At 42.0% G+C, this 23,155-nt stretch carries 19 protein-coding genes; 12 read left to right on the top strand and 7 right to left on the bottom strand.

Annotation, left to right across the window (positions count from 1 at the left end; all coding sequences use genetic code 11):
• Nucleotides 1–33: 33 nt before the first annotated feature.
• Nucleotides 34–1,626, bottom strand: coding sequence for an ABC-F family ATPase (locus L1286_RS07355; protein WP_235406258.1), 1,593 nt, complete (start codon nucleotides 1,624–1,626; stop codon nucleotides 34–36).
• A 287-nt stretch (nucleotides 1,627–1,913) separates the two neighbouring features.
• Here L1286_RS07355 and L1286_RS07350 point away from each other — a divergent pair, with 287 nt between their 5' ends.
• Together L1286_RS07350 and L1286_RS07345 are read left to right on the top strand one after the other, a co-directional pair.
• The gene (locus L1286_RS07350) at nucleotides 1,914–3,917 is read left to right on the top strand and encodes a methyl-accepting chemotaxis protein (RefSeq protein WP_235406257.1); all 2,004 of its coding nucleotides are present in this window, start codon (nucleotides 1,914–1,916) and stop codon (nucleotides 3,915–3,917) included.
• A 9-nt stretch (nucleotides 3,918–3,926) separates the two neighbouring features.
• Nucleotides 3,927–4,286 carry a hypothetical protein gene (locus L1286_RS07345; protein WP_235406256.1) on the top strand — a complete coding sequence of 120 codons (360 nt, stop codon included), beginning with the start codon at nucleotides 3,927–3,929 and terminating at the stop codon, nucleotides 4,284–4,286.
• Between the two features lie 384 nt (nucleotides 4,287–4,670).
• Here the strand turns inward: L1286_RS07345 and L1286_RS07340 are convergent, their stop codons facing one another.
• Nucleotides 4,671–4,811, bottom strand: a complete 141-nt coding sequence (locus tag L1286_RS07340) for a hypothetical protein (protein WP_235406255.1) — start codon at nucleotides 4,809–4,811, stop codon at nucleotides 4,671–4,673.
• Between the two features lie 412 nt (nucleotides 4,812–5,223).
• On the opposite strand from L1286_RS07340, the gene L1286_RS07335 reads away from it, so the two are divergent.
• On the top strand, nucleotides 5,224–5,988 hold the full coding sequence (locus L1286_RS07335) for a class II glutamine amidotransferase (protein WP_235406254.1): 765 nt from the start codon (nucleotides 5,224–5,226) through the stop codon (nucleotides 5,986–5,988).
• Between the two features lie 38 nt (nucleotides 5,989–6,026).
• Here the strand turns inward: L1286_RS07335 and L1286_RS07330 are convergent, their stop codons facing one another.
• From L1286_RS07330 to purM, 3 genes are read right to left on the bottom strand one after another with little or no spacing between them, the layout of a single operon-like run.
• A complete protein-coding gene (locus L1286_RS07330) occupies nucleotides 6,027–6,794 on the bottom strand; it encodes a DUF3108 domain-containing protein (protein WP_235406253.1) in 768 nt (255 codons plus the stop codon).
• Nucleotides 6,742–7,386 (bottom strand): phosphoribosylglycinamide formyltransferase, encoded by a 645-nt coding sequence (gene purN, locus L1286_RS07325; protein WP_235406252.1) that lies wholly within the window; start codon nucleotides 7,384–7,386, stop codon nucleotides 6,742–6,744. Before purN ends, L1286_RS07330 begins: the two co-directional genes overlap by 53 nt.
• A complete protein-coding gene (gene purM, locus L1286_RS07320; protein WP_235406251.1) occupies nucleotides 7,386–8,438 on the bottom strand; it encodes a phosphoribosylformylglycinamidine cyclo-ligase in 1,053 nt (350 codons plus the stop codon). Before purM ends, purN begins: the two co-directional genes overlap by 1 nt.
• A gap of 360 nt (nucleotides 8,439–8,798) precedes the next feature.
• Between purM and L1286_RS07315 the strand changes: the two genes are divergently transcribed.
• The 3 genes from L1286_RS07315 (at nucleotide 8,799) to L1286_RS07305 (ending at nucleotide 11,675) form a co-directional block, all read left to right on the top strand.
• Nucleotides 8,799–9,038 carry a YdcH family protein gene (locus tag L1286_RS07315; RefSeq protein ID WP_235406250.1) on the top strand — a complete coding sequence of 80 codons (240 nt, stop codon included), beginning with the start codon at nucleotides 8,799–8,801 and terminating at the stop codon, nucleotides 9,036–9,038.
• 94 nt (nucleotides 9,039–9,132) lie between these two features.
• The gene (locus tag L1286_RS07310; protein ID WP_235406249.1) at nucleotides 9,133–10,737 is read left to right on the top strand and encodes a putative bifunctional diguanylate cyclase/phosphodiesterase; all 1,605 of its coding nucleotides are present in this window, start codon (nucleotides 9,133–9,135) and stop codon (nucleotides 10,735–10,737) included.
• A gap of 350 nt (nucleotides 10,738–11,087) precedes the next feature.
• Nucleotides 11,088–11,675, top strand: a complete 588-nt coding sequence (locus tag L1286_RS07305) for an MlaC/ttg2D family ABC transporter substrate-binding protein (protein ID WP_235406248.1) — start codon at nucleotides 11,088–11,090, stop codon at nucleotides 11,673–11,675.
• 14 nt (nucleotides 11,676–11,689) lie between these two features.
• On the opposite strand, the gene L1286_RS07300 is transcribed toward L1286_RS07305, so the two are convergent.
• The gene (locus L1286_RS07300) at nucleotides 11,690–12,499 is read right to left on the bottom strand and encodes a DUF2989 domain-containing protein (RefSeq protein ID WP_235406247.1); all 810 of its coding nucleotides are present in this window, start codon (nucleotides 12,497–12,499) and stop codon (nucleotides 11,690–11,692) included.
• A gap of 319 nt (nucleotides 12,500–12,818) precedes the next feature.
• On the opposite strand from L1286_RS07300, the gene L1286_RS07295 reads away from it, so the two are divergent.
• The 6 genes from L1286_RS07295 (at nucleotide 12,819) to L1286_RS07270 (ending at nucleotide 20,707) form a co-directional block, all read left to right on the top strand.
• Nucleotides 12,819–14,261 carry a glyceraldehyde-3-phosphate dehydrogenase gene (locus tag L1286_RS07295; RefSeq protein WP_235406246.1) on the top strand — a complete coding sequence of 481 codons (1,443 nt, stop codon included), beginning with the start codon at nucleotides 12,819–12,821 and terminating at the stop codon, nucleotides 14,259–14,261.
• A 180-nt stretch (nucleotides 14,262–14,441) separates the two neighbouring features.
• Complete coding sequence (locus L1286_RS07290) at nucleotides 14,442–15,569, top strand: M14 family metallopeptidase (protein ID WP_235406245.1); 1,128 nt, start codon at nucleotides 14,442–14,444, stop codon at nucleotides 15,567–15,569.
• Nucleotides 15,570–15,637: 68 nt separating this feature from the next.
• Nucleotides 15,638–17,350 carry an alanine/glycine:cation symporter family protein gene (locus tag L1286_RS07285; protein ID WP_235406244.1) on the top strand — a complete coding sequence of 571 codons (1,713 nt, stop codon included), beginning with the start codon at nucleotides 15,638–15,640 and terminating at the stop codon, nucleotides 17,348–17,350.
• A 72-nt stretch (nucleotides 17,351–17,422) separates the two neighbouring features.
• Nucleotides 17,423–17,749, top strand: coding sequence for a hypothetical protein (locus L1286_RS07280; RefSeq protein ID WP_235406243.1), 327 nt, complete (start codon nucleotides 17,423–17,425; stop codon nucleotides 17,747–17,749).
• Nucleotides 17,750–17,751: 2 nt separating this feature from the next.
• A complete protein-coding gene (locus L1286_RS07275; protein WP_063358365.1) occupies nucleotides 17,752–18,033 on the top strand; it encodes a YeaC family protein in 282 nt (93 codons plus the stop codon).
• Nucleotides 18,023–20,707 carry a DUF349 domain-containing protein gene (locus L1286_RS07270; RefSeq protein ID WP_235406242.1) on the top strand — a complete coding sequence of 895 codons (2,685 nt, stop codon included), beginning with the start codon at nucleotides 18,023–18,025 and terminating at the stop codon, nucleotides 20,705–20,707. Before L1286_RS07275 ends, L1286_RS07270 begins: the two co-directional genes overlap by 11 nt.
• A 243-nt stretch (nucleotides 20,708–20,950) precedes the next feature.
• On the opposite strand, the gene L1286_RS07265 is transcribed toward L1286_RS07270, so the two are convergent.
• Nucleotides 20,951–22,945 (bottom strand): putative Ig domain-containing protein, encoded by a 1,995-nt coding sequence (locus L1286_RS07265; RefSeq protein ID WP_235406241.1) that lies wholly within the window; start codon nucleotides 22,943–22,945, stop codon nucleotides 20,951–20,953.
• Nucleotides 22,946–23,155: the final 210 nt, after the last annotated feature.

Raw genomic sequence — 23,155 nt, 5'->3', positions numbered from 1 at the left:
AAACGCGCGCGGCGAATAGCCGCGCCAAATAGATTAATCCTCTATCCCTCTGAACTTTAAGAATTCTGAATACGTGCCTTTAAAATCTGTAATTTTATTATCTTTGATTTCTAAGATACGTGTTGCCAGAGAGTCTACAAACACACGGTCGTGTGAAACGAAGAACAAAGTACCTTTATATTGCTCGAGTGCGGTGTTCAATGATTCGATAGATTCCATATCCATGTGGTTAGTTGGCTCGTCCATTAGCAGGATATTTGGTTTGTGCATCATTAGCTTACCAAGTAACATGCGGCCTTGTTCACCACCTGACAGTACTTTTACGGACTTCTTAATACTGTCTTGAGAAAACAGCATACGGCCTAAAAAGCTGCGTAGCACTTGTTCGTCATCACCTTCTTGACGCCATTGCCCCATCCATTCCATTAGGTCCATGTCTTTTTCAAAGTCGTCAGCATGATCTTGCGCGTAATAGCCAATGTTGCTGTTTTCTGACCATTTAAATGCGCCATCGCGTGGTTGTAATTGGCCCGCTAAGGTATTGAGCAATGTTGTTTTACCGACGCCGTTTTCGCCGATGATTGCGACACGTTCACCCACTTCAAAAATGCCATCAAACTGGCTGAAGAGGTCGTCTTCAAAGCCTTGAGATAGATTTTCAATTTCTAGGGCATTTCTGAACAACTCTTTCGATTGTTCAAATCGAATAAACGGGTTTTGACGACTCGAGGCTTTCACTTCATCTAACTGAATTTTATCAATTTGCTTTGCACGAGAGGTCGCTTGTTTTGCTTTTGATGCATTTGCCGAGAAACGTGCTACGAACGTTTGCAGTTCTGCAATTTGTGCTTTCTTCTTGGCATTGTCTGCGAGTAGTCGCTCTCTGGCTTGTGATGCTGCGGTCATGTATTCATCATAGTTGCCTGGGTAAACACGTAGCTCGCCATAGTCGAGATCAGCCATATGTGTACACACACTATTTAAAAAGTGTCGGTCGTGCGAAATAATGATCATGGTACAGTTACGCTCATTGAGCGTGTGCTCCAACCAGCGAATTGTGTCGATATCCAAGTTATTGGTTGGTTCGTCAAGTAACATGATATGTGGGTCGGCAAACAATACTTGTGCTAACAACACTCGTAGTTTCCAACCTGGTGCAACTTCACTCATCAAGCCAAAGTGTTGCTCGGTAGGAATACCGACTGCTAGCAGTAGCTCACCAGCTTTGGATTCTGCCATATAGCCATCCATTTCGGCGAATTTAACTTCTAGATCAGCGACAATCATCCCTTCTTCTTCGCTCATTTCTGGCAAGGAGTAAATTCTATCGCGCTCTTTTTTTACTTCCCAAAGCTCTTTGTAGCCCATGATAACAGTATCAATAACGGTAAATTCTTCGTATGCAAATTGATCCTGATTTAGTTTCGCGACCCGCTCTTGTGGATCGTAACTGACATTACCACCTGTTGGCTCTAATTCACCACTTAAGATTTTCATAAAAGTTGACTTACCACAGCCATTCGCACCAATTAGGCCGTAGCGATTACCTTCGCCAAATTTGACGGAGATGTTTTCAAAAAGTGGCTTTGAGCCAAACTGCTGCGTGATATTCGCTGTAGAAATCAAAATTTAACACCTTAAATAATTTAAAACGGCGCAACGTTACCTGCTGTTAGTGGTAACTGCAAGTATTGCATGCCAGAAATATGAGATTAGCGGCATTATGACACTCTTGACTGCGTATTTATATAAACAAGGTATTATAAAAGCGCGAGTTTGATGTACTTACCTGACAAAAGTACAATTTTATGGATATATCGCAACAAACGCACTTACCGAGCACTTTTTATTCGCAAAGCAGTAGATAGTTGACTATATATCTATGTATGAAGTGTTAACAAGATCGACATCAAATGCAATTAACCGTTTCAGCTCGTGTAATGAGTGGATTTGCGGCAGTTGTAGTTTTGGCTTGTATTATTTACGCAGTAGCTTTGACAGGGAACATAACTATCGGTGGATCCGTACAGAAGGTTTCCAAGCAAAGTGTGCCAACTTTGATTGCGGGCAATAACATGCTGCAATCTGTATTGTTGTCTCAACTCTCTTTAGTACAACTTGAGAAGGCGTCGACGTTGAGTCAGATAAACGCCATCAAACAAGTGTACACCGCGCAAAAAAGCACTAATCAAAGCGCAGTAGGGCAGTTGCAAGAACTGACCCAGCCTGTCGCCGAGCTCAACCTGACCTTTGAGCAATCGCGCGAGTTAAATAACGCTTTTTTTAGTGCGTCCGACAAAGCGTTTTCAGATGTTGTTCGGGTTGTAACGCTTACACAAAAAACCACTGAACTGGCGAGTGAGTTTGGTGACATGGGCGACGAAACACTGAGCTATGCTTATGATCTAGATGGGTTATCGGATGATGAGTCAATTTCCGATGTGGTAAACAGTTTTGTTGAAAATGTAGAAAACCTAGTTGAAGAGGTCAATACAGGGTTGAGATCAACCATTAAGTTTGAAGTGTTAAATGTGCAGTCTGTAGCAAAAGACACGTTAGACGAAATGGACACTCAATTTGCGTCAATCAGGGTAGCGTCTGGTATTGCTGGTACTGAGCAAGTGGCAACTATGGCGGAAAACTTTGCACTGTTTAAAGAGGTTTTAATTGGGCCTGACAGTGCACTTTTGGCTAGAGTGAACACACTGGTTGAAAAGGAAAAGGTTGGGGGGGGAATTCAGAGTGCCAAAGACTCTGCGACCAAATTGCAAAGGCAGCTCGAAGAGTTAAACAAACAGATTATTGTGTTAACAGACGAAGCACAGCAAGAAGCAAAAATCGCGATAGACGACAGTCAAACCGTCACGACGTCACTGACGGTGGTGATGGTAATCCTTTCGGCCATTATTGCATATTACGTGATAACCAGCATTCGTGCGCCGTTATACGCGATCGTTGATTTGATAAACCGCGCGGCAAAGGGTGATCTAACAGTTCAATTTTCAGATTTTAAAAAAGATGAATTTGGACAACTTGCTGAGAACATGCAGCAACTCATTTCGAATTTAGCATCAATACTACGTGAGGTGTCGAGTAACTCTCAGTTATTAGCGTCAACAGCAGAGCAAACCAATATTATTTCTGAACAAAGCTGCAGTAGTGCGTCTCAGCAAAGTGACCAAATGACGGCAATGAGCAGTTCAATTTCTGAAATGAAAGAAACTGTCAGCTCGGTAACGAACAGCATTCATGAAACCCTAGAGCATGTTAAGCAAGCCAGTTCTGAAGCCTCGTGCGGCGAGCAGCGTTTGCAAAATAATGTTGCTGAAATCAAAGCGCTTGAAGCGTCAATCGAAAAGTCAGCAAATGCTATCTCGATGCTCAGTAGTGAACTGGATAATATAAACTCGGTGCTGGCGGTGATTCGCAGTATCGCAGAGCAAACCAACTTGCTAGCGCTCAATGCGGCTATTGAGGCCGCAAGGGCCGGAGAGCAGGGGCGAGGCTTTGCTGTGGTGGCAGATGAAGTGAGGACACTTGCCAGTCGTGCTCAAAACGCAACGGAGGAAATTGAAAAAGCCATAAATGGATTGCAAGAAGGGGCAAGAGATGCAGTGACTACCATGTCGACGTCTCAAAAAGATACTCAGACCTGTGTCGAGGGTATTGAGTCTGTGAAAGATACCCTAGTGTCAATCGTTGGTAGTGTCGAAACCATTAAAGATATGAGCCAACAGATAGCAGCCGCATCTGAAGAGCAAAGCTTGGCCGCGATGAGCCAATACGAAAATGTTCAACATATGCATGAAATCACCGATCTCACCTCGAGTCATGCTAAAGAAAATCAACAGGCCAGTCGGCAGCTCGCAGAAATGGCAGAGACGCTTAGAGCCATGATGAGCCAATTTAAAACTTAGGAGAATACAATGAAACTACTACTCGCAATTGGCGCTGTATCTCTAGTACTTAGTGCTATGCCAATAGAGGTAAAAGCAGGCACTTGTGAAATCAAGTACCTAAGAACGGCTTGTCCGGGTAAAGAAAAGATCAGCTTTAAAAAATGTAAAGGTAAGCAAGCATGCTCTAAATTTAAAGAAGCTGCAACCGCCTCTGAGTGTGGTGAAATGGCTGTAAAATCGTGTCGAAATAAGCGTTTAACCATTACCAAATCAAAAGTTATTACAGCCTTGTTTGATGGCCAACAAATAAAAGCGAGTAATGGTAACGAAGACTTTTGTACTGTCTATGAAAAGGCGTCTGAGGAATTTAATAAATGTGGTGGATAGCTATTTAGCTGGGCATTTGCCCACCATAGAGAACTGATGTTGGTGGGCACGTTGTTAGTTGGCACTTTTTCTTGAGTTCAAAACTCAGGAAGGTGGATTGCATGACTCATCGTTTTGACAAACAACTTTACTGTTCGGCAGAGTATGGAGCTCAACCATGAGATGTGCTCGTAGGTCTGCTTTTTGAAGGGGATTTACTAGCCACTGGCGTATTTCTTTAATTGTGGTGCAGTCTGATTCACCAAACTTGTCTAAATACATGTTGCTAAAAGAACGAATTGTCAATCGTTTACGTATTTGGCTTTGGGTTAGTTGTATGGTGATGGTATTTAATGATTCTACTGTAATTAGCTGTTTCAATAACGCCCATTCACCAGCATCAAGCTATATACCGCCAACAGTGACGCTGTAGTCGATTCTAAAATCTGACTTTTCAGAAACTTTGAACTTACGCGCAATTGAGCCAGATACAGGGCATCGGCTGGCACGCTTCGGGTCATAAGACGGAATTTGAAAAGGTGGCATATTCGTTCCTTTCTTTCCAAGCAACTGAATCTTCTATTAATACTCCATTCCCATTGCAATTAGAGTAGGTATGACCGCTAAACAATCCATCAAGTGGCGTTGATTTCAAAATACCATTTTCACAGCTTGTACATTGCATTTTATTTTCCCATGCGATGCCAAGTCCATTTGACTTGGTGAAATAGTCCATGCTCGACAGTGCTGTCATTTTAACTGACTGAATTAACACGTTGTGGTGCTGTAAAGCTGGTATTTATACCTGCTTCGCCGAGTTGGAGCACACTGAAGTTAATGGTAGACTCAGTAAAAAATTGAGTGTTGTATATCGCGTTTGTGCCAGAGTCATGGCAGCAAGGGTGTTAGCATAATCAATAATCATTTATGATTTTGATTTTTAAGGAATATGTGTTTTATGTGTGAATTGCTCGGCATGTCAGCCAACGTGCCAACAGACATTTGTTTTAGTTTTTCTGGCTTATTAGAACGTGGCGGAAATACTGGGCCTCATAAAGACGGATGGGGTATAACTTTTTACGAGGGCAAAGGCTGCCGTACTTTTAAAGATCCTGAACCAAGCTGTCGTTCAGAGATCGCAAAATTGGTGAAGGCCTATCCCATCAAAAGTGTGTCAGTGATTAGTCATATCAGGCAGGGAAATCGCGGCAGAACATGTTTAGAAAACACCCACCCATTTACGCGGGAGTTATGGGGAAGGGAAATGTCGTACGCACATAATGGGCAACTATCCAATTACAAAGATCTCAAACCAGAATATTATAAACCTGTCGGGAATACGGATAGCGAGCTAGCATTTTGTTGGTTACTAGATAAAATCCGTCAAAAGTATCCTAAAAAGCCATCTAATATGGCGAGTGTATTTCGTTATGCTGCGAAGCTTGCGCAACAGCTCAGAGAAAAAGGCGTGTTTAATATGCTCTTAACGGATGGTGTGTTCGTTTTAGCCTACTGTAGTAATAATCTGCATTGGATCACTCGTCGAGCGCCTTTTGGTAAAGCAACCCTCATTGATGCGGACATGGTGGTTGATTTTCAAAAAGAGACTACGCCAAATGACATTGTAACCGTAATTGCGACGAGACCACTTACCAATGACGAACAGTGGAATAAAATGGAGCCAGGGGAGTTTGTGCTGTTTAAACTCGGAGAAAAGGTATAACAAAAGCAGGTGCATAAAGCACCTGCTCAATACATTGGCTATTCTTTGCCTTTAGGTGTTTGAGAAGTCATTTGAATTTGAAACTGTTCAACGCCATCCTTGCCTTTTAGCATTTGTACCAACATATAATCGTACTTTGGTGCAAACCAGGCCATTGCATGGCGTTTGTTACTATCGTAAAGTCGTTTAACTTTGACCGTCTCTACGTTGCCAACAGGTAAAGTGATGGTTTCTGTACCTACCACTTTAAAATTATACAACCGGACATTACCGTTTTTATCAATGATTGGGTAGCTAAACTGGGTTTTTCCTGCTTTCAGTTCATGCCTCAATTGATTTTGATAAGAAAGTACATCTTGACGAGATTCATCCCATTCGACTTTTAGTGGGTACTCATGTTCTTTCGAAAACAGCTGTTTGTTGTCTCTATCAAACTTGATTCTAAAGCTTTTGTCAGGACGAGTACCTTCACGATTTAAACTGTAGTGTAAGGGCTTAGTTTCGCCATTCTCATATTTAAATAGGCTTTGCTCAGTCCGCTTCTCTGTAAAGATCATCCACTTAACATCTGTTTCGTAGCTTAAAGCGTAGGTGTTGTCTGCCACTTGGGTGAACGCCCGAGTTGCTTTGCCGTGAATTTTTCCTTTTCTTAATACATTGTATTCGGCTGAATATTCGGTGAGTGTCGAGGCTTGAAGGGAAGAAGAAAAAACAGCGCTCATGCCTATGAGCAAAGCGCTGTTGATGTATTTTTTAGTTGTGATCGACGCCTTGCGCTGGAAGGGGTTGTTTATCAAAAACTGCATAGTCTGCTTCCATTGTTAGTCTGTGTTCACTGAACCACTTGACCACCAAAGGATAAATGACATGTTCTTGTTTGTGTACCCGTTGTGCTAATGCATCAGCTGTGTCATTTGGCAAAATAGGTACTTTTGCCTGTAAGACAACCGGCCCTCCGTCTAACTCTTCTGTGACGAAGTGCACACTAGCGCCATGATACTCATCGTTTGCGTCAATTGCTCTTTGATGGGTGTTCAGCCCTTGATACTTAGGCAACAAAGAAGGATGAATGTTCAACATTTTTCCTTTAAATTTTTGCACTAAGTCAGGAGTTAGAATACGCATAAATCCAGCTAATACAACTAAATCTGGATTACAAGAGTCAATTATTTTCGCAAGTTGTTCATCATAGGCTTCACGACTATCGAACGCTTTATGGCTTAAAACTTGAGTTGGAATGCGTGCTTGCTCCGCTCGCGTAAGCCCGTAAGCATCTGCCTTGTTACTGATCACAGAGACGATATCACCTTGGATATCGCCGCTTTGACAGTGGTCAATTATGGCTTGCAAGTTTGAACCACTTCCCGAGATCAATACAACGATCCGAGTGGATGCCATTACTCGGCACCACCAAGAATTTCAACTTGCTCTTCACCGGCTTCGGCATTTTGAATTTCACCGATGTGCCATGCATTTTCGCCTTGAGCTGATAGAATTTCAATGCTCTGCGCTAGCTTCTCTGCTGGCACGACTAATATCATACCAACACCACAGTTGAATGTACGGTACATCTCATGTGTACTGATGTTACCGTTTTCTTGAAGCCAGTTGAAAATGGCAGGCCACTCCCAACTATCACCTTTGACAACCGCTTTTGCAGACTCAGGTAATACGCGAGGAATGTTTTCCCAGAAACCACCACCCGTAATGTGTGATAGTGCGTGTACGTCAACTTCTTTAAGCAGCTCGAGGATAGGTTTCACATAGATGCGAGTAGGCTCAAGTAAATGTTCGCCTAGGGGTTTGCCCGCATATTCTTCGTTCGTGTCTGCGCCAGATACTTCAAGTACTTTACGAATTAATGAGTAGCCATTTGAATGTGGACCACTTGATGCAAGCGCAATGAGTTGATCACCCGCTTTTACCTTTGTGCCATCGATGATTTTAGACTTTTCTACTACGCCCGTACAAAAGCCAGCCATATCATAGTCATCACCTTCGTACATACCTGGCATTTCTGCAGTTTCACCACCGATGAGCGCACAGCCAGAAAGCTCACAACCGGCACCAATACCGCTAACTACATCAGCAGCAGTATCTACGTCTAGTTTGCCCGTTGCATAATAGTCTAAGAAAAACAGTGGCTCAGCACCTTGAACAATCAGGTCATTCACACACATTGCAACTAGGTCGATACCAACCGTGTCGTGCTTTTTTAAGTCAATGGCTAAGCGAAGCTTAGTACCAACACCATCGGTGCCAGCAACCAAAACAGGTTCTTTATAACCCGTTGGTAGTTCGCATAGTGCACCAAAACCACCAATACCACCCATCACCTCAGGGCGGCGTGTTTTTTTCACTACGCCTTTAATGCGTTCAACCAATGCGTTACCAGCATCGATATCAACGCCTGCGTCTTTATAGCTCAGAGACTGTTTTTGTTCGCTCACAGGTTTTCCTCAAAATAACAGTATAGATTTGCTTAGAAACGCGCGTATTTTACAACAATTGCGCGAACGCGGCTAGTTGAAAAACGAGGTCGGAGCTTATTGTTGGTGAAAGTTTATCATTAGGTTTAAGTATTTGCCTGTTTGGTCGATTTTTTAAAAAGAGAGGGTCTTGCTAGCTTGCGTTAGATCAAGGTGTTAGTAATATTTGAGCGTACTATTTTGTTTTACAAAGAGGGGCATTTACGCGTTAAATTTTGATTTAATCGTCGTTAAGGTTATGAGTTTGCACCAATTTTGCGGATGCCATTTAACGATCTCTGCGTACAAACTCGAAAGACCTTTGCGTTGCAGGAGTTGGATATGACTGTAGGATACGAAAACCTTATTAGAGAGTTGCCTGAGTTTGAGTCTAAAATCTGCGAGCTTAATATGTGCGACCCGCAATTTACGCAACTGCTTAATGATTACAATATGTTGGAGCATAGAATTGCAATCATGAAAGACCGTGCACATCCAAACGATGAGACCCTTTTGGTTGACTTAAAAAAACGCAGTCTGACTTTAAAAGACCGAATGTACATCATATTGAAAAATGCTTAATTGGACTTTAGATACCGCGTCATGGTGAACAATGAGCACGCACATTTTGAATATTAAACTATACTAAAACAATCTTTCCCCTTGGGTCTTGTTTTTGGAAACATTAAGCCTTTGTTTGATCCTCGTTGGGCTCTCATTTTTAGTGGTATCGTTTAAACCCGCTATTGAGATATGCCGTATCGCTCAAGCTTCTGGTTGGCGCGTTTTATTTGCTCTGATCTGTTTTTTTGTGCTGGGTTATGCAGGGTTTGCCGCTTATGTTTACGACAGTGTAGATGCCTCTCATATTACGTTTGGTTTATCGACCATTTTGGCATTAGGTGGTTTGTTTGTCATCGTTGTGGTGAACTTAAGTAAAGCCAGCCTCACAAAACTAAAAAAATCGGTCGATTTAGAAAAGTACAACTCGCAACACGACCACTTAACTCAGTTAAGAAACAGGCCACAATGTTTCAAATGTATTGAACAGCGGCAACGCAAGGACACTCGATTTTCTGTGGTGTTATATGACCTCTATAACTTGAAGCAAATAAATGATGCAATGGGCCACTTTTTTGGTGATAAGTTACTCATTTCATTCGCACAGACTTTGGCAAATAGTCTTTTACCAGGGAGTGAATTATTTCGTATAGGCGGGGACGAGTTTGTTGTTGTCAGTGAAGCGAGGAATGAATCCGCTTTGTTTGCGCAAAACAATGCGATTTTGAGTGCTTTGCATAACGGGCTGGTGGTTGAAGAGGTTGCGGTTGATGTTATTTATAGCTCAGGTGCGATTATCAACATACCTGAAGAGAGGACATCTGCGTCTGAGCTGCTTAAGCGTGCTGATATTGCAATGTATGCCGCAAAAAGAAGCAAGCAGAGCTTAGTCTTGTTCGACAAAGCGTTACATCAAGGTGTGGTGTCTGAATTCCATATGCTTAATGATTTTAAAAGTGCGCTGGCGCGAGGGGATTTGACGGTTTTTTATCAACCGATAGTCGACGCGTCGAGCAGTAAAGTACATGGTGTAGAGGCGCTGGTACGCTGGCCCTCTGACGATGGTGCATATATTTTACCTGAACGTTTCATTCCAATCGCTGAAAAAAACAATATGATCAAGTATTTAAGTGCATATGTCATAAACACAGTCTTCAGTGACCTCAATATACTACTCAAACTCAATGCCAATCTAACCGTACATATCAATTTGTCGTGCCAAGACTTAGTCGGTAACAATTTAATTAATGTACTGAACAGTCAAATCGAAAGTAAGAAGGTCGATCCGAGCAGGATTATTTTCGAACTGACGGAAAGTATGGTGATGACGGACGTGGAACAAACGAAACACTTGATTGAGAAACTCATCGATATGGGGTTTTCTGTGAGTATTGATGATTTTGGCACTGGCTTTTCGTCATTTTCAATATTGAAAGAGTTACCTATTTCCCAAATTAAGATAGACAAATCATTTGTAACAAAATGTCTAGATCAAGAAAAGGATAGAGCCATTATTGAGACGACGCTCTTTTTAGCTAAAAAGTTGGAGTGCTCGGTGGTAGCTGAAGGCGTCGAAAATGATGAAACGTCGCAGTACCTAACTAAACAAGGTTGCACCTATATTCAAGGCTTCAATATCAGTGAGCCACTTTCTTTAGGGGAAGTAAAAGGGTGGATCACCAGCAGTGGCGTAATTCATACGGCGTTAAGGAAGTATTAAGGTTCATTCAGATATACTCGTCCGCTTTTTTAATCTGTCTGGGTTTTGGAGCGGGTAGGTATACATCGGCACGTGAGCTGATTGTGTATTACGTTGTGTAACTTGTTGATGTTATTCGCTAACGAATAAATCCGCATCGACTTGAAACAGAACACTCGATTCTCTGGTCCATTCTACTAAGCAGAATGTTTCATTCTGTAAAATTCAATACAATTTTTGACAACTTTTGCGATCATATAGCTTTAGGATATGGCTTAACATATTCATGTCTAAAGGTTTGGTTGAATACGTTGTTATAAACCCACATTTGAGCCATGTGGGACGTTAATTTATTCTGAGAGGATTTGAAATTGAAAAAAGTCGTCAGCTTTTTATTTTTATTGGTTTGCTCAACGATGGCGATGGCTAATGAGACGCCTTATCAACTGATCACACAGGTTGGTGACGGGCTCTTTGCAGACATAAAAGAAGTGAATGCAGGAGGCAAAGCAACATCTAAGGAAATGCGTGGTATTGTGAAAGCACGTTTAATGCCACACATCGATACACGATTTGTATCAAGAAAATTATTAGGTAAACATATTAAAGGCCTGAAACGTCAAGAGGCGATCGAGTTTATTAGTGCGGTAACTCACTATCTAGAAGTGACGTATGCTAGCGCACTGATGCAATACAAAGGGCAGGAAATTGTTTTCGAAAATGGACCTGTTCCCAAAGACAGTAAATATGCAACGATTAAAGCGATCATTAAAGAAAGCGCAGGGCCAGACATTGATCTGCATTTTAAATTCCGCAAAGGTAAGAATGGTCAGTGGAAAGTGTATGATCTGGTCGCCGAAGGAATCTCATTATTGAGTGCGAAACAAAAAGAGATAGTGTCGCGGATTTCTCAAGTCGGTTTAGCGCAGGTAACGACTGAATTGAAAAGTAAAGGCTAACAGCGCGTTAGCCGCTAACCTCTGGGAGATAGAAATTTACCTGTTTCTATCTCTTCGCGTGTTTTGAGAGCCAATTGCTCAAGTACGCCGATATTTCTTCCCCTTGATGTCAATTCATGTTTTATATCGATTATGTCCACCGCTTCAAAACCCGACAGCTGTGCTATGCGAGCAAAAGTATAGGCATGCTTAAATTTCTTTTGTTTATAGAAAATGCTCACTAATGCTTTATAGACTTCAATGTCAGGCGTCTCTCCCGCTTCATTCAACTCTAAAACGCGATAGAGCAGATCAATGGTTTTGTCATCATCAAATTTTGCATAATATGTTGCCAAAAACATTTGAATTTCGCTGCTGTCCTTGACGTACGGTTCATCTTGCATCCTAAGCAGCTTATTCATCGCAAATTGGCTATTGTTTCTAGACCAGTGGTAATAAAGCAGCCCAGGATGATCAGAACCGCGAGTATCTTGGTATATTCGGTTCATCTCTTTGAGGCTGGTGAGGTGCCCCTCTACACGGGAAGTGGTTTTTTCTTTGAGCTTGATGTGTTCTATCTTGGCTGCCAATGAGATACAAGTATTGTAGGTTTCAAAGTTTTTCAGTAATTGATATTTGTTGTCGTCATTGGGCGCTTTATATTCGAGGTAACGACTAATTATAACTGTGGCTCTCTCTTCTTTACAGTGACTATCCTTATTGAGGTCATTACAAAAGCCTGGCGTTTCATCACACACCTTTGCCAGCGTCAAAGGCTCCTCACACCCTGTCATTAATGAAAGTAAAGAAGCACTGACAATAGAAAACATCCACCTATTAGCCATTGTTTATCCTAAATAATTTGAACACGCGCACAACATACCATTTTTGCATCTTTCGAAACAGCCTAATCTCGATGTATGTTATCTAAGTTTAATCCAGATAGTGATTTTTGTACGACTATTTTATGAATTTTACACCGTCAACAGTGCGACAGCGCAGCCAAGTGTCTCAATTTTAGTGTCTCTGTAAAATCGGCAGGCGTTCCTATTATGAAAACTTGAGGAAATGTCAGGTAAAAGTGGAGAATAATTGCAGATTAAATTAGAATGGCGATGCCCAATAGGGCTATCCGTTCAAAAAATTGTTTATTAGGCAGAAAAAATGACCTTATCTCACGAGCAAGAATATCAAAATAGCTGGCAAGAGCGCCAAGATTACGCTGAAAATATGCAACCAATCATCGGTCGCTTATATCGTAACTTAGGTGTTGAAATCGCTGTTTATGGCCGTCCACTTGTTAACACAAGCACAATTGACGTGATCAAAGCACATAAAACAGTTGCACGTTTTGAAGAGACTAAATTGCGTCTTCGTGAAAGCTTCCCATTCCTAGAAGCTATCAGCAAAATGGAGCTTGCACCTGGCCGCATCGATTTAGGTAAGCTAGCTTATGCATACATCTACAAGAATGCAGGTGAAGGCCGTTCAATTGAAGAATACTTGAACAGTGAGCTTGCTGATTTATTAAATAAAGGTACAGGTCCTGAACCTCGTGACGTAGTACTTTACGGTTTCGGCCGTATTGGACGTTTATTAGCGCGCCTGCTTATCGAGCGCGGCGGCTCTCACGCTGATTTACGTCTTCGCGCAATTGTTGTTCGTGGTGGCCGAGATGGTGACCTAGAAAAACGTGCAAGTTTACTTCGTCGTGATTCAATCCATGGCCCATTCGATGGCTCAATTACGGTAGATCACGAAAAAGGCGCGATTAAAGCAAATGGTAACTACATTCAGGTGATTTACGCAAATACTCCTGAAGAAGTTGATTACACTAAGTACGGTATTGAAAACGCACTTGTTGTCGATAACACTGGTGTTTGGAAAGATGAAGATGGCTTAGGTAAACACCTTAAATCAAAAGGTGCATCTAAAGTATTGCTTACTGCGCCTGCAAAGGGTGACATCAAGAACATTGTTTACGGTGTAAACAATGTAGACATCCTAGGTGAAGACAAGATTGTTTCAGCGGCAAGTTGTACAACAAATGCCATTACGCCAGTATTAAAAGCACTTAACGACAAGTTTGGTATCAAGAATGGTCACGTAGAAACCGTTCACTCTTACACAAATGATCAAAACTTGATTGATAACTACCACAAAGCTGAGCGTCGTGGTCGTAGTGCTGCATTGAACATGGTTATCACATCAACGGGTGCTGCTAAAGCTGTGGCTAAAGCACTTCCAGAGCTAGCAGGTAAATTAACGGGTAACGCAATCCGTGTACCGACACCAAATGTATCAATGGCCATTCTTAACTTGAACCTAGATTCAGAGACAACAGCAGAAGAATTAAATGAATTCTTACGTGAAACGTCTCTGTATTCTGACCTGCGCGATCAAATCGATTACACTGCGTCTACAGAAATCGTATCTACAGACTTAGTGGGTAGCCGTTATGCGGGTGTTGTTGACTCTCAAGCAACAATCGTAGATGGTGACCGCGTTGTACTATACGTTTGGTACGATAACGAGTTTGGTTACAGCTGTCAGGTTGTACGTGTAATGCGTGATATGGCTGAAGTCGCCTTCCCAAGTCTGCCGTAATAAAGGTATGACCATTAAAAAAGCCAGCATTTGCTGGCTTTTTTAGTTTTTGATCGGCGTCATGTGTGTTAGGCTTTTCACAGTTTTTAGCTACATCTAGCTAACATGAATAACAATTCGTTGTTTTGCTAAACGTAGGCAATATTAAGGCAAGAATTTTGCCAAATGATTAGGGTAAATATGAGAATCTCAAGTAATTTTGACAGCGGTAATATCAAGGTAATTTCGGCTGAGCAGCCTCACGATATACAGCTTGAAATCAATAAAGACAATAACTCAGACTTCTTTCAATGGTTTCACTTTCGACTCGAGTCAACGCCTTTTGTCGAGCACAAATTACATATCAATAAATTGGCTGAATCGGCTTACCCAGAAGGGTGGGATGATTATCAGGCTGTCGCCTCATATGACAGACAAACGTGGTTTAGAGTTCCAACCACATATAAAGATGGCCAGCTAGTTATCGATTTCGAACCAGAGTATAGCCATACATTTTTTGCTTACTTTGCACCGTATAGCTACGAACGTCACCTAGATTTACTGTACAGAGCGCAAAGTCACGATGCATGTCAGATTGAAACGCTGGGTGAAACGATTGATGGCAGAGACATCAGTTTGTTGGTTGTTGGTGAGCCAAGTGAAACGAAGAAGAAAATTTGGATAACTGCGCGTCAGCATCCGGGTGAAACGATGGCTGAATGGTTTGTTGAAGGGCTATTAGAAAAGTTGCTTGACGACGAAGATCCACATGCAGCCGCATTGTTGTCAAAAGCCGTGTTCTACATTGTACCTAACATGAACCCGGATGGCAGTGTACGAGGACACCTACGAACTAATGCTAATGGCGTCAACCTAAATCGTGAATGGCAAACGCCGAGCGTTGAAAATTCGCCTGAGGTGTATTATGTGTTAGAAAAGATGCGTGCAGTTGGTCTTGATATGTACTTGGATATTCATGGTGATGAGGCACTTCCGTACAATTTTGTTGCTGGCAGTGAAGGTATTCCTAGTTATGATGCGCGTTTAGCAAACTTAGAAAACCAGTTCAAAGACGCATTATTAACTATAACGCCAGACTTCCAAGATGTTTACGGTTACCCAAAAGATGAACCTGGTCAAGCTAATTTAACGGTTGCATCATGCGCTGTGGGTGAAGAGTTCAAAGCGTTATCTTATACCATTGAGATGCCATTTAAAGACAACGCAGATTTACCAGATCCCTACTTTGGCTGGTCTGATAGACGTTCATACCAGTTTGGGCAAGATACATTAGCTGCAATTGTAAAAGTTGTAGATACACTCAGATAATCAACAGTAAGGCAGCTCAATGGGTTGCCTTTTTTATTTATATAACAACAACTAGAAGAGGAAGTGTCGTGGACGTATTAGGAAGTTTTCTTGATAGCCTAGATGCCATGCTTGGAGGCTCGTGGTGGTTTCCATATGTATTATTGGGGGTGGGTTTCTTTTTTACAGTGTATTTGAAGTTCCCGCAAATTCGCTATTTTAAACATGCTTGTCGCGTTGTTACGGGCAAGTACGATAAGAATGCACATGAAGGTGATACAACGCATTTCCAAGCGTTGTCGACGGCATTATCTGGTACGGTTGGTACGGGTAACATTGGTGGGGTTGCCCTGGCGATTTCTATCGGTGGTCCAGCTGCGCTGTTTTGGATGTGGATGACCGCATTCTTTGGTATGACGACTAAATTTGTAGAAGTCACCTTGTCTCATAAGTACCGTGTAAAAACAGCTGATGGCACAATGGCGGGTGGTCCAATGTATTACATGGACAGACGCTTAAACATGAAATGGCTGGCGGTTCTTTTTGCTGTTGCAACGGTGATCAGTTCATTTGGTACCGGTAGCTTGCCGCAAATCAATAACATTGCACAAGGTATGGAAGCCACATTTGGTTTTGAAAGAATGGCAACAGGTGCGGTGTTATCAATTTTACTCGCTTTGGTTATTTTGGGTGGCATCAAGCGTATCGCCGCGATTACGTCTAAAGTGGTACCAGTGATGGCTGCCGTATACATACTTGGTGCGTTTGCAGTTATCTTCTACAACATTGAAAACATCGGTCCGTCGTTTGTCTCCGTTTTCACGAATGCATTTTCAGGGTCTGCTGCCGCAGGTGGTTTCTTAGGTGCGTCTTTTGCTTATGCATTTAACCGCGGTGTTAACCGGGGCTTGTTCTCGAATGAAGCGGGTCAAGGTTCTGCACCTATTGCGCACGCGTCTGCAAAAGCGGATGAGCCAGTGTCGGAAGGTATGGTATCAATCCTTGAGCCATTTATTGACACTATCATCATTTGTACACTGACGGGCTTAGTTATTCTGTCTTCGGGCGTGTGGACAGAAAAATTTGAGACTGAGTTTGAACGCTCTGGCATGACTTTTATCAAAGGCAATTATGACGAAGCGAATGAGGCAGATAGAACGCAGCTATATAAGTATTTAAATGGGCACTCTGATCACCAAGTTGAAGAGTACAATGGTGCCATACAAGTTGTTCAAGGTATCGCTGTGAATAAGGACTTTACGGTGATTCACTCTCGTTCAATTGGTGAAGATATTCGCTTTGGTATTTCAGATGCACATCAATACACTGGTACGGTTGATATTGAAGACGGTACACCCGTTGACCCGAGTATTACCATTCAAGGTAAATCTTTGGTTCATTCAGCCGAATTGACGACGAAGGCGTTTACCCGAGGTTTCTTTGGCGACAGTGGTAAGTACATTGTGTCTATCGGCCTGTTACTCTTTGCGTTTTCTACGGCGATTGCTTGGTCATATTATGGTGATCGTGCCATGACCTACTTATTAGGGCCACGCTCAGTTATGCCATATCGTGTGTTCTATGTCGCTGGTTTCTTCTGGGCATCGTTTGCAGATACGACGCTTATATGGAAGTTAGCTGCGGTAGGGATTGTAGTAATGACCCTGCCAAACTTGTTCGGCATAATGGTTTTGAGAAAAGAAATGAAAGAAACCGTTGATGATTATTGGGAAAAGTTTGAAAAAGAACAAGGTCAAGCTTCTGGAGACGATAAAATCGAAAAATCTCGTGATTTCCAATAAGACAAACTAGCTTAAACCAAGTAGAATAGGGCGCCATCAGGCGCCTTATTTTTTATTCGGAGTAACTAGAGTATGGCAATTGCCCAATGCCCCAGTTGTAATAAATCGATTTCTTCTAAGCATACAATTTGCCCTCATTGCGACGTAGAGCTCGGCAAAATAAGTGAGGACGAATTACGTCGTTTATCTGTAAGAAACCGTATAAAGAAACAGCAGAGCATTATGAATTACTCTTTCTTAGCTCTGATCTTATTCTTAGGTGGCTTTTTATATATGTACTGGCAACATCCAGTTGAGGGCAGCTTAGAGATGTATGCTGCTAAATCAGCCATCGGGATAGGTATGGTTTGGTATTTAGTTAATCGTGTGATCTTAGTAATTTTGAAAAAGAAAAAGTGACGATGAATGTAGAAAACTTGGTAAGTAGTATTACCCCAGAATTATTTGAGCGCTTGCAATATGGTGCGTCAACAGGCCGCTGGCCCGATGGCACTGAATTAACTGAGGCACAAAAAGAGCAGACTGTTCAACTCGTCATGTTGTATCAAGCCAAAGTGGCAAAGTCGAATGAGCAATTTACGATTAATGAAGACGGTGAAATGGTTCAGAAGTCAAAACGAGAATTGCAAAAAGAATTTAAAGCAGAAAACGAAATAGCTAGGTTCACTGAAAATGATCTTTAAACACTTATTTACACCTAAATGGAAGCACCCTAAAGCGCAAGTGCGTTTAGCGGCGGTGGATAAATTAGACATAACCAAGGATGCGGAAGCACTTACAACATTAGCGCTAGAGGACGACTCGATACAAATAAGAAAAAAAGTCCTAAATAAAATCGATGATTTAGGTCTATGGTGGAAAGTCTACAAGCAAGACCAAGCGTTAAAAGAGGTTGCGGAGCAACACATCAATCAAGCGGTGCTCTCCGGCTCTCAAATGCTGAGCAATGAGATCCGAGAGGAGTATATTGATCGTTACGCGCCAGTAAAAACCTTAGAAAAACTCGCATTTTCGAATATTGCGTCAACTCAAAGAGTGAAGTTACTAAAACGTATCGCTAATGCGAAGTTAATTGAAAAAGCATTTAAAGAAGGTGAGGCGTCACTTCAGGTAGCATTACTAGAATTGATTTTTCAATATGACCTCGCAAAGGCCGTATTGAAGCATGCTCAGGGCGATGCGAAAGCACAGATCGATGCTCATATGGAATCAGTGAAGCTGGCAAAGGTTATGCCAAAACAGGTTGCTGAGCAGGTTAAGTTGATCCTAGCTAAGTTTAATGCACTACGTGAGAAGGTAGATTACCAACTAGTAGATACTCAATTCAATGAGCTTAGCCAGCAGTGGCAGGCACTAGAGCTTAATTGGCTTGATGAAGAAACGCTGAATATTCAGTCTGAAAAATACCAAAATCTGACAGAAAAACTTGCGGTTCATATCAGCAAATTAAAAGCGCAGCATGAAGCACAACTCGCAGCGCAACAAGCCGAAGAAAACAAGCGTATTGCAATGACAGAGATTGAGACTCAGTGCGCCAGTTTTGAGTCTGTCGTAAACAACGCAGTGAAGGAGTTAGATGTAGACTCACAAGCTGCACTGCAATCTCAGTACGAGCAATTACTGACATCGCTTGAAACATCACCATATCATGACTCAAAAGAGCTTCAGCCATTTTTCACCAAACTAACAGAACTCAAAAGCGTGTTGGTCAAATTGCCAGAAATGATTACGGCGAGCAAAGACTTTCAATTAGCTTTAGATGCCTTAACCAAAGTGGAAGCGAGCGAAGACATTGAACAGCTGGATAAGTTGTTAAGTGAACAAAAACTGGCTTACCAAGCTTGCAATAATGCGCTCAAGGCGTTGCCTTTTGAATTACAAAAACAGGCAAAAGCGGAGTTAGGTGAAGTTTCGAAAGCGTTTTTAGCTGCAATGAAACCGCTGGTAAATAAACAACAGCAATTACTCAAAGAAGCACGTAAAAAAGCGCGAGATGTGCAAAGGCTTATTGAGCAAGGTCGCTTTAATATTGCGTTTGGCGTGTTTAATGGTTTTATAGAAAGCTATGAACAATTGACTGAAGGCCATAAAGAGCAAGTTGCAAAGCAGCATGAGTCATTACAAGCACAACTTGCAGAGGTGAAAGACTGGCAACGTTATGCATCTGCGCCTAAAAGGACAGAGTTGTTAGAGCAGATTGATGAAAAGTTAAAAGAAACAGACATTGATCCAAAAACACGTGCAGCTGACGTAAAAATGCTCCGTGTACGTTGGAATGAACTTGGCCGTATAGAAAGCGAAGAAGAAAAGCAGCAAGCCAAGCAGTTTGATGAAAAAGTTGAGTTGTTATTTGCGCCTTGCCGAGCCTACTTTGCAGAGCAAGAGGAAGCTCGTAAAAAAATCATTGCTGACAGAGAGAAGCTCATTGTTGACATGCAAGCGCTTGTTGCGTTTGCAGTTGAGGAAGAAGGCGCATGGCGCAAACTGGAAAGCCAATTTAATCGTATTAACAAACAGTGGCGTGGTGCAGGTAGTTTAGATGCGCAAACCTATCAAGCGTTGAACGGAAAGTATCGTGATGCGTACACAGCAATTAATGAGCGTTTGAAGTCGCATCACCATAATAATGCGCAACAAAAGCAAGCATTAGTTGATGAAGCACTGACACAGATTGATAATGACGATGTTGCTGATGCTTGCGAAGTACTAAAAACACTGCAAAAGCAGTGGCAAAGCATTGGGTTTGCAGGCAGTAAAAATGAACATGTACTGTGGCAAACCTTCAGAAAGCACAATGATGCAGTTTTCGCTAAGCGAGAAGCGCTTGTCGCACAGCAAAAACGCGAGAATGCCGAACTGGAAACTGAACAAAGGCAAGTACTTGCTAATTTCGACAGTGCGGTGATTGAGGCAAAAACCCAGTCTGAATTGAACCAGCTTCAAGAAGACATATCTGCATTAGAAGTCCTGGGCGGCCTGAGTAAAATCAAAAAAGCACTGCTTGAGCAAGTTAATATTAAATTGAATGAACTATTCTCCACTTTAAATAGAGAAAAATTCACTGAGTTAGTGAATGCGGTTGAACAGGGTAGTGACATTCCAGCTTGCTGGCAGGGTAAAAACGCATTAAATTTGAATGCCAATAGCCTTTTATTGAGGCTAGAAATTTTGACCAATGTGGAATCTCCAGAAGGTGAGCAACAGTCAAGAATGGCAGAGCAAGTTGCATTGCTTGATGAAAAACTGCAAGGCGAGTCGCGTAAACTCGACTTCTACCTTGTATGTTATTTGGCTCAGGCACAAGCGGAAGGCGAAGAGTTAGACTCCGAGCGTTTACTTAAAGTGCTCAACGCATAAATTAGTGTAAAGGCCCGCAAGGGCCTTTTTAATGCTCAGTTGGCGTATAAAATTAACCCTTTTCGGTTTTTACTCATTATTGAAAAGGCGGTGATAAACACAGTTGCTAGACGATATAGTGTTTAAACTTGACGACGTCATCTGGTCTGAATTGACAGTTCTTTTGCAAGGTAGCACTAAATTTAATCTGAATTGAAAAAGCCCCAAATGTTGGGGCTTTTTGCTTTTGAGTAGGTTGACAGGTTAAGTATCACAAGGCGGAAACAATGCCGATACATCAATTGAATATGACTGTTCAATCGTTTGCCCATCTACGGTCGCCAATACAGTCACAGGGAACTGCCCAAAGGTCGCTTCAGGCGGTGTCCAAGTTATTCGGTTGCCGCTGAGAGACATGCCACTGGGTGCATTCAATAAGCTGAATTCAACCGGTCCTTCAGAATCTACACTTAATTCATAGCTGTATTGTTGCTTGCTATAGGCTTGGGTATCTGGTGTTGAGGTAAATACATACTGCCTTTGCTCGGTTTCTATGCGCAAGTGCTGCTTGTTGATTTTAGCAATGTTGCCATTAAACCAAGTTTCAACGTAGTCATTGGTTTGTTGAACTACGACCCAAACAGAACCGCTGGGTACATTGCCAATAATCACATTATTCGCATTGTACACGTCAGATTGAGCGATTGCCTCTGCACATATTCCTTGACTTTGCGACAGGTAGCCTTTTGCGTAGGCCCAGCGAGGCTCGTTATCAAACCACATATTTGCCCAATTACCATTTTGACCTAAAAGCGCATATTGCTCTGTGGCGTGTAAATAGCCAACTTTTTCACTGGCGCTTGAATTACTGGCGCGGACGTTCACATTTTTGACCCCTTCCACGATTGCACAGGAGGCCTGATCCAACTCGGAAACTTCAATATCGAAAGATTGCTTAAGTTCACTTTTACTGACATCCATAGCGGTAATTTGAACGGTGTGCTTGCCGACTTGTTGTGCTGTAGGCTTCCAAACTAGCGCGCCATCATTGAGCGTCATGCCTGCAGGTGATTGCGTCAGTTTAAAAGTTACATTTTGTTGGTTATTTAAGCGTGGATAATATTGAAATGAAGCCCCTACGTATGCTTTACCACTTGGGGTGGATTCAAATTGCCAGTTATCGTGAACAGGCAAAAGCTGGCTGTGGGATTTGCGAATATAGCCAAGCTGATTTTGCCAGCGGATTTGGTACCAATCATCGACTTCTTGAAGTACTACAAAGCGAGTATCTGGCTGCACCAGAGCCTGTTGATTAGAGTCAATCTCAGCAGAGATATTGACAGGCGTTTCTTGGGTAATTGCAATGCACCGCCCACCGCCTTGAGTTAAATACCCTTTTGCATATGACCAAGCTTGATGGCCTTCAAACCAAAGGTTTTTCCAATTGCCGTTTTCACCAATTAGGGAATACTGCTCTTTTGAGCGAATATAGCCAATTTTTTGTGCGCTTCCATTTGGGTGCGCTCTGACATTAACGCCCTTAATACTTTCAACAACTTGGCAGTTTGCTTGCGTCGCAGGCAGTACGGTTAACGTGTAATCATGCGCTATGATTTGGCCATTCGATGCTGTCCCTTGCCATTTGATAGTGTGACTTCCCAAATCACTTTCCGTAGGCTGCCAAAATAAAGTGTCGCCCTCCAACTGATGGCCAGTAGGGGCAGAGATTAATTGCCAAGTAATGTTTAGGTTAAAGGAAGTAATGGGTTGATAAGAATAGTAAGTACCAACAAATGCGAACTCATTAGAGCGCGACAAAATATTTATATCAATATGATCTAGTTGCTTTTTTAAATAAGCTCTTTGATTAGCAAACCAAACTTCATACCAATTCGGGGTATGGGATTGAATGACCCATTTTGATTCACTGGGTGCAGTGCCATATACCTCACTCGTATCATCTAGGCCAGCATGTACCTGTTGCACCTTGGTCAATGTGGTGCACTCACCTTGCTTTTCTTCTAAGTAACCTTTGCCATAAGACCAGCGCGGCTGTCCGTCATACCAATAGTTGTACCAATTTCCGCTTTTTTGAATTAATGCGTATTGTCCACCCTTTGAAAAGTAACCAACCTTAGCCGATGAAGAGTTAGGTTCGGCTCTCACGTTTACGCCTTTGATACTCTCAACAATATCACAGGTAGCGAACGAAAATGGGGAAAATAAGAGCAGGTTTAGGAGGCCTATTTGGGGTTTCATTACTGCAAGTCCATGTCTAAGTTTGACTAAAAATGGCGCGATAATATATTTGCATTGTTTGGTGGTCAACAAATATATATAGAGTTTACGAGTTTAATAATATTTTCATATCAAATCGGGAAGAGTTTTACTAATTAACGAAACTCTCTTCCATTGGAGGGGTTATATTGTTTTAGTTACATAAAAATAATACTTTTTAATTATTATTCT

Origin of the sequence: Pseudoalteromonas sp. SMS1 (genome assembly GCF_021530565.1) — a bacterium.
GTDB lineage: Bacteria > Pseudomonadota > Gammaproteobacteria > Enterobacterales > Alteromonadaceae > Pseudoalteromonas.
This window is presented reverse-complemented; position numbering and strand designations above follow the sequence as displayed.

Coding starts and splice junctions, on each gene's coding strand:
- L1286_RS07350 (WP_235406257.1), top strand. CDS start 1,914: ATGCAATTAACCGTTTCAGCTCGTGTAATGAGTGGATTTGCGGCAGTT.
- L1286_RS07345 (WP_235406256.1), top strand. CDS start 3,927: ATGAAACTACTACTCGCAATTGGCGCTGTATCTCTAGTACTTAGTGCT.
- L1286_RS07340 (WP_235406255.1), bottom strand. CDS start 4,811: ATGCCACCTTTTCAAATTCCGTCTTATGACCCGAAGCGTGCCAGCCGA.
- L1286_RS07335 (WP_235406254.1), top strand. CDS start 5,224: ATGTGTGAATTGCTCGGCATGTCAGCCAACGTGCCAACAGACATTTGT.
- L1286_RS07330 (WP_235406253.1), bottom strand. CDS start 6,794: ATGCAGTTTTTGATAAACAACCCCTTCCAGCGCAAGGCGTCGATCACA.
- purN (WP_235406252.1), bottom strand. CDS start 7,386: ATGGCATCCACTCGGATCGTTGTATTGATCTCGGGAAGTGGTTCAAAC.
- L1286_RS07315 (WP_235406250.1), top strand. CDS start 8,799: ATGACTGTAGGATACGAAAACCTTATTAGAGAGTTGCCTGAGTTTGAG.
- L1286_RS07300 (WP_235406247.1), bottom strand. CDS start 12,499: ATGGCTAATAGGTGGATGTTTTCTATTGTCAGTGCTTCTTTACTTTCA.
- L1286_RS07295 (WP_235406246.1), top strand. CDS start 12,819: ATGACCTTATCTCACGAGCAAGAATATCAAAATAGCTGGCAAGAGCGC.
- L1286_RS07290 (WP_235406245.1), top strand. CDS start 14,442: ATGAGAATCTCAAGTAATTTTGACAGCGGTAATATCAAGGTAATTTCG.
- L1286_RS07280 (WP_235406243.1), top strand. CDS start 17,423: ATGGCAATTGCCCAATGCCCCAGTTGTAATAAATCGATTTCTTCTAAG.
- L1286_RS07275 (WP_063358365.1), top strand. CDS start 17,752: ATGAATGTAGAAAACTTGGTAAGTAGTATTACCCCAGAATTATTTGAG.
- L1286_RS07270 (WP_235406242.1), top strand. CDS start 18,023: ATGATCTTTAAACACTTATTTACACCTAAATGGAAGCACCCTAAAGCG.
- L1286_RS07265 (WP_235406241.1), bottom strand. CDS start 22,945: ATGAAACCCCAAATAGGCCTCCTAAACCTGCTCTTATTTTCCCCATTT.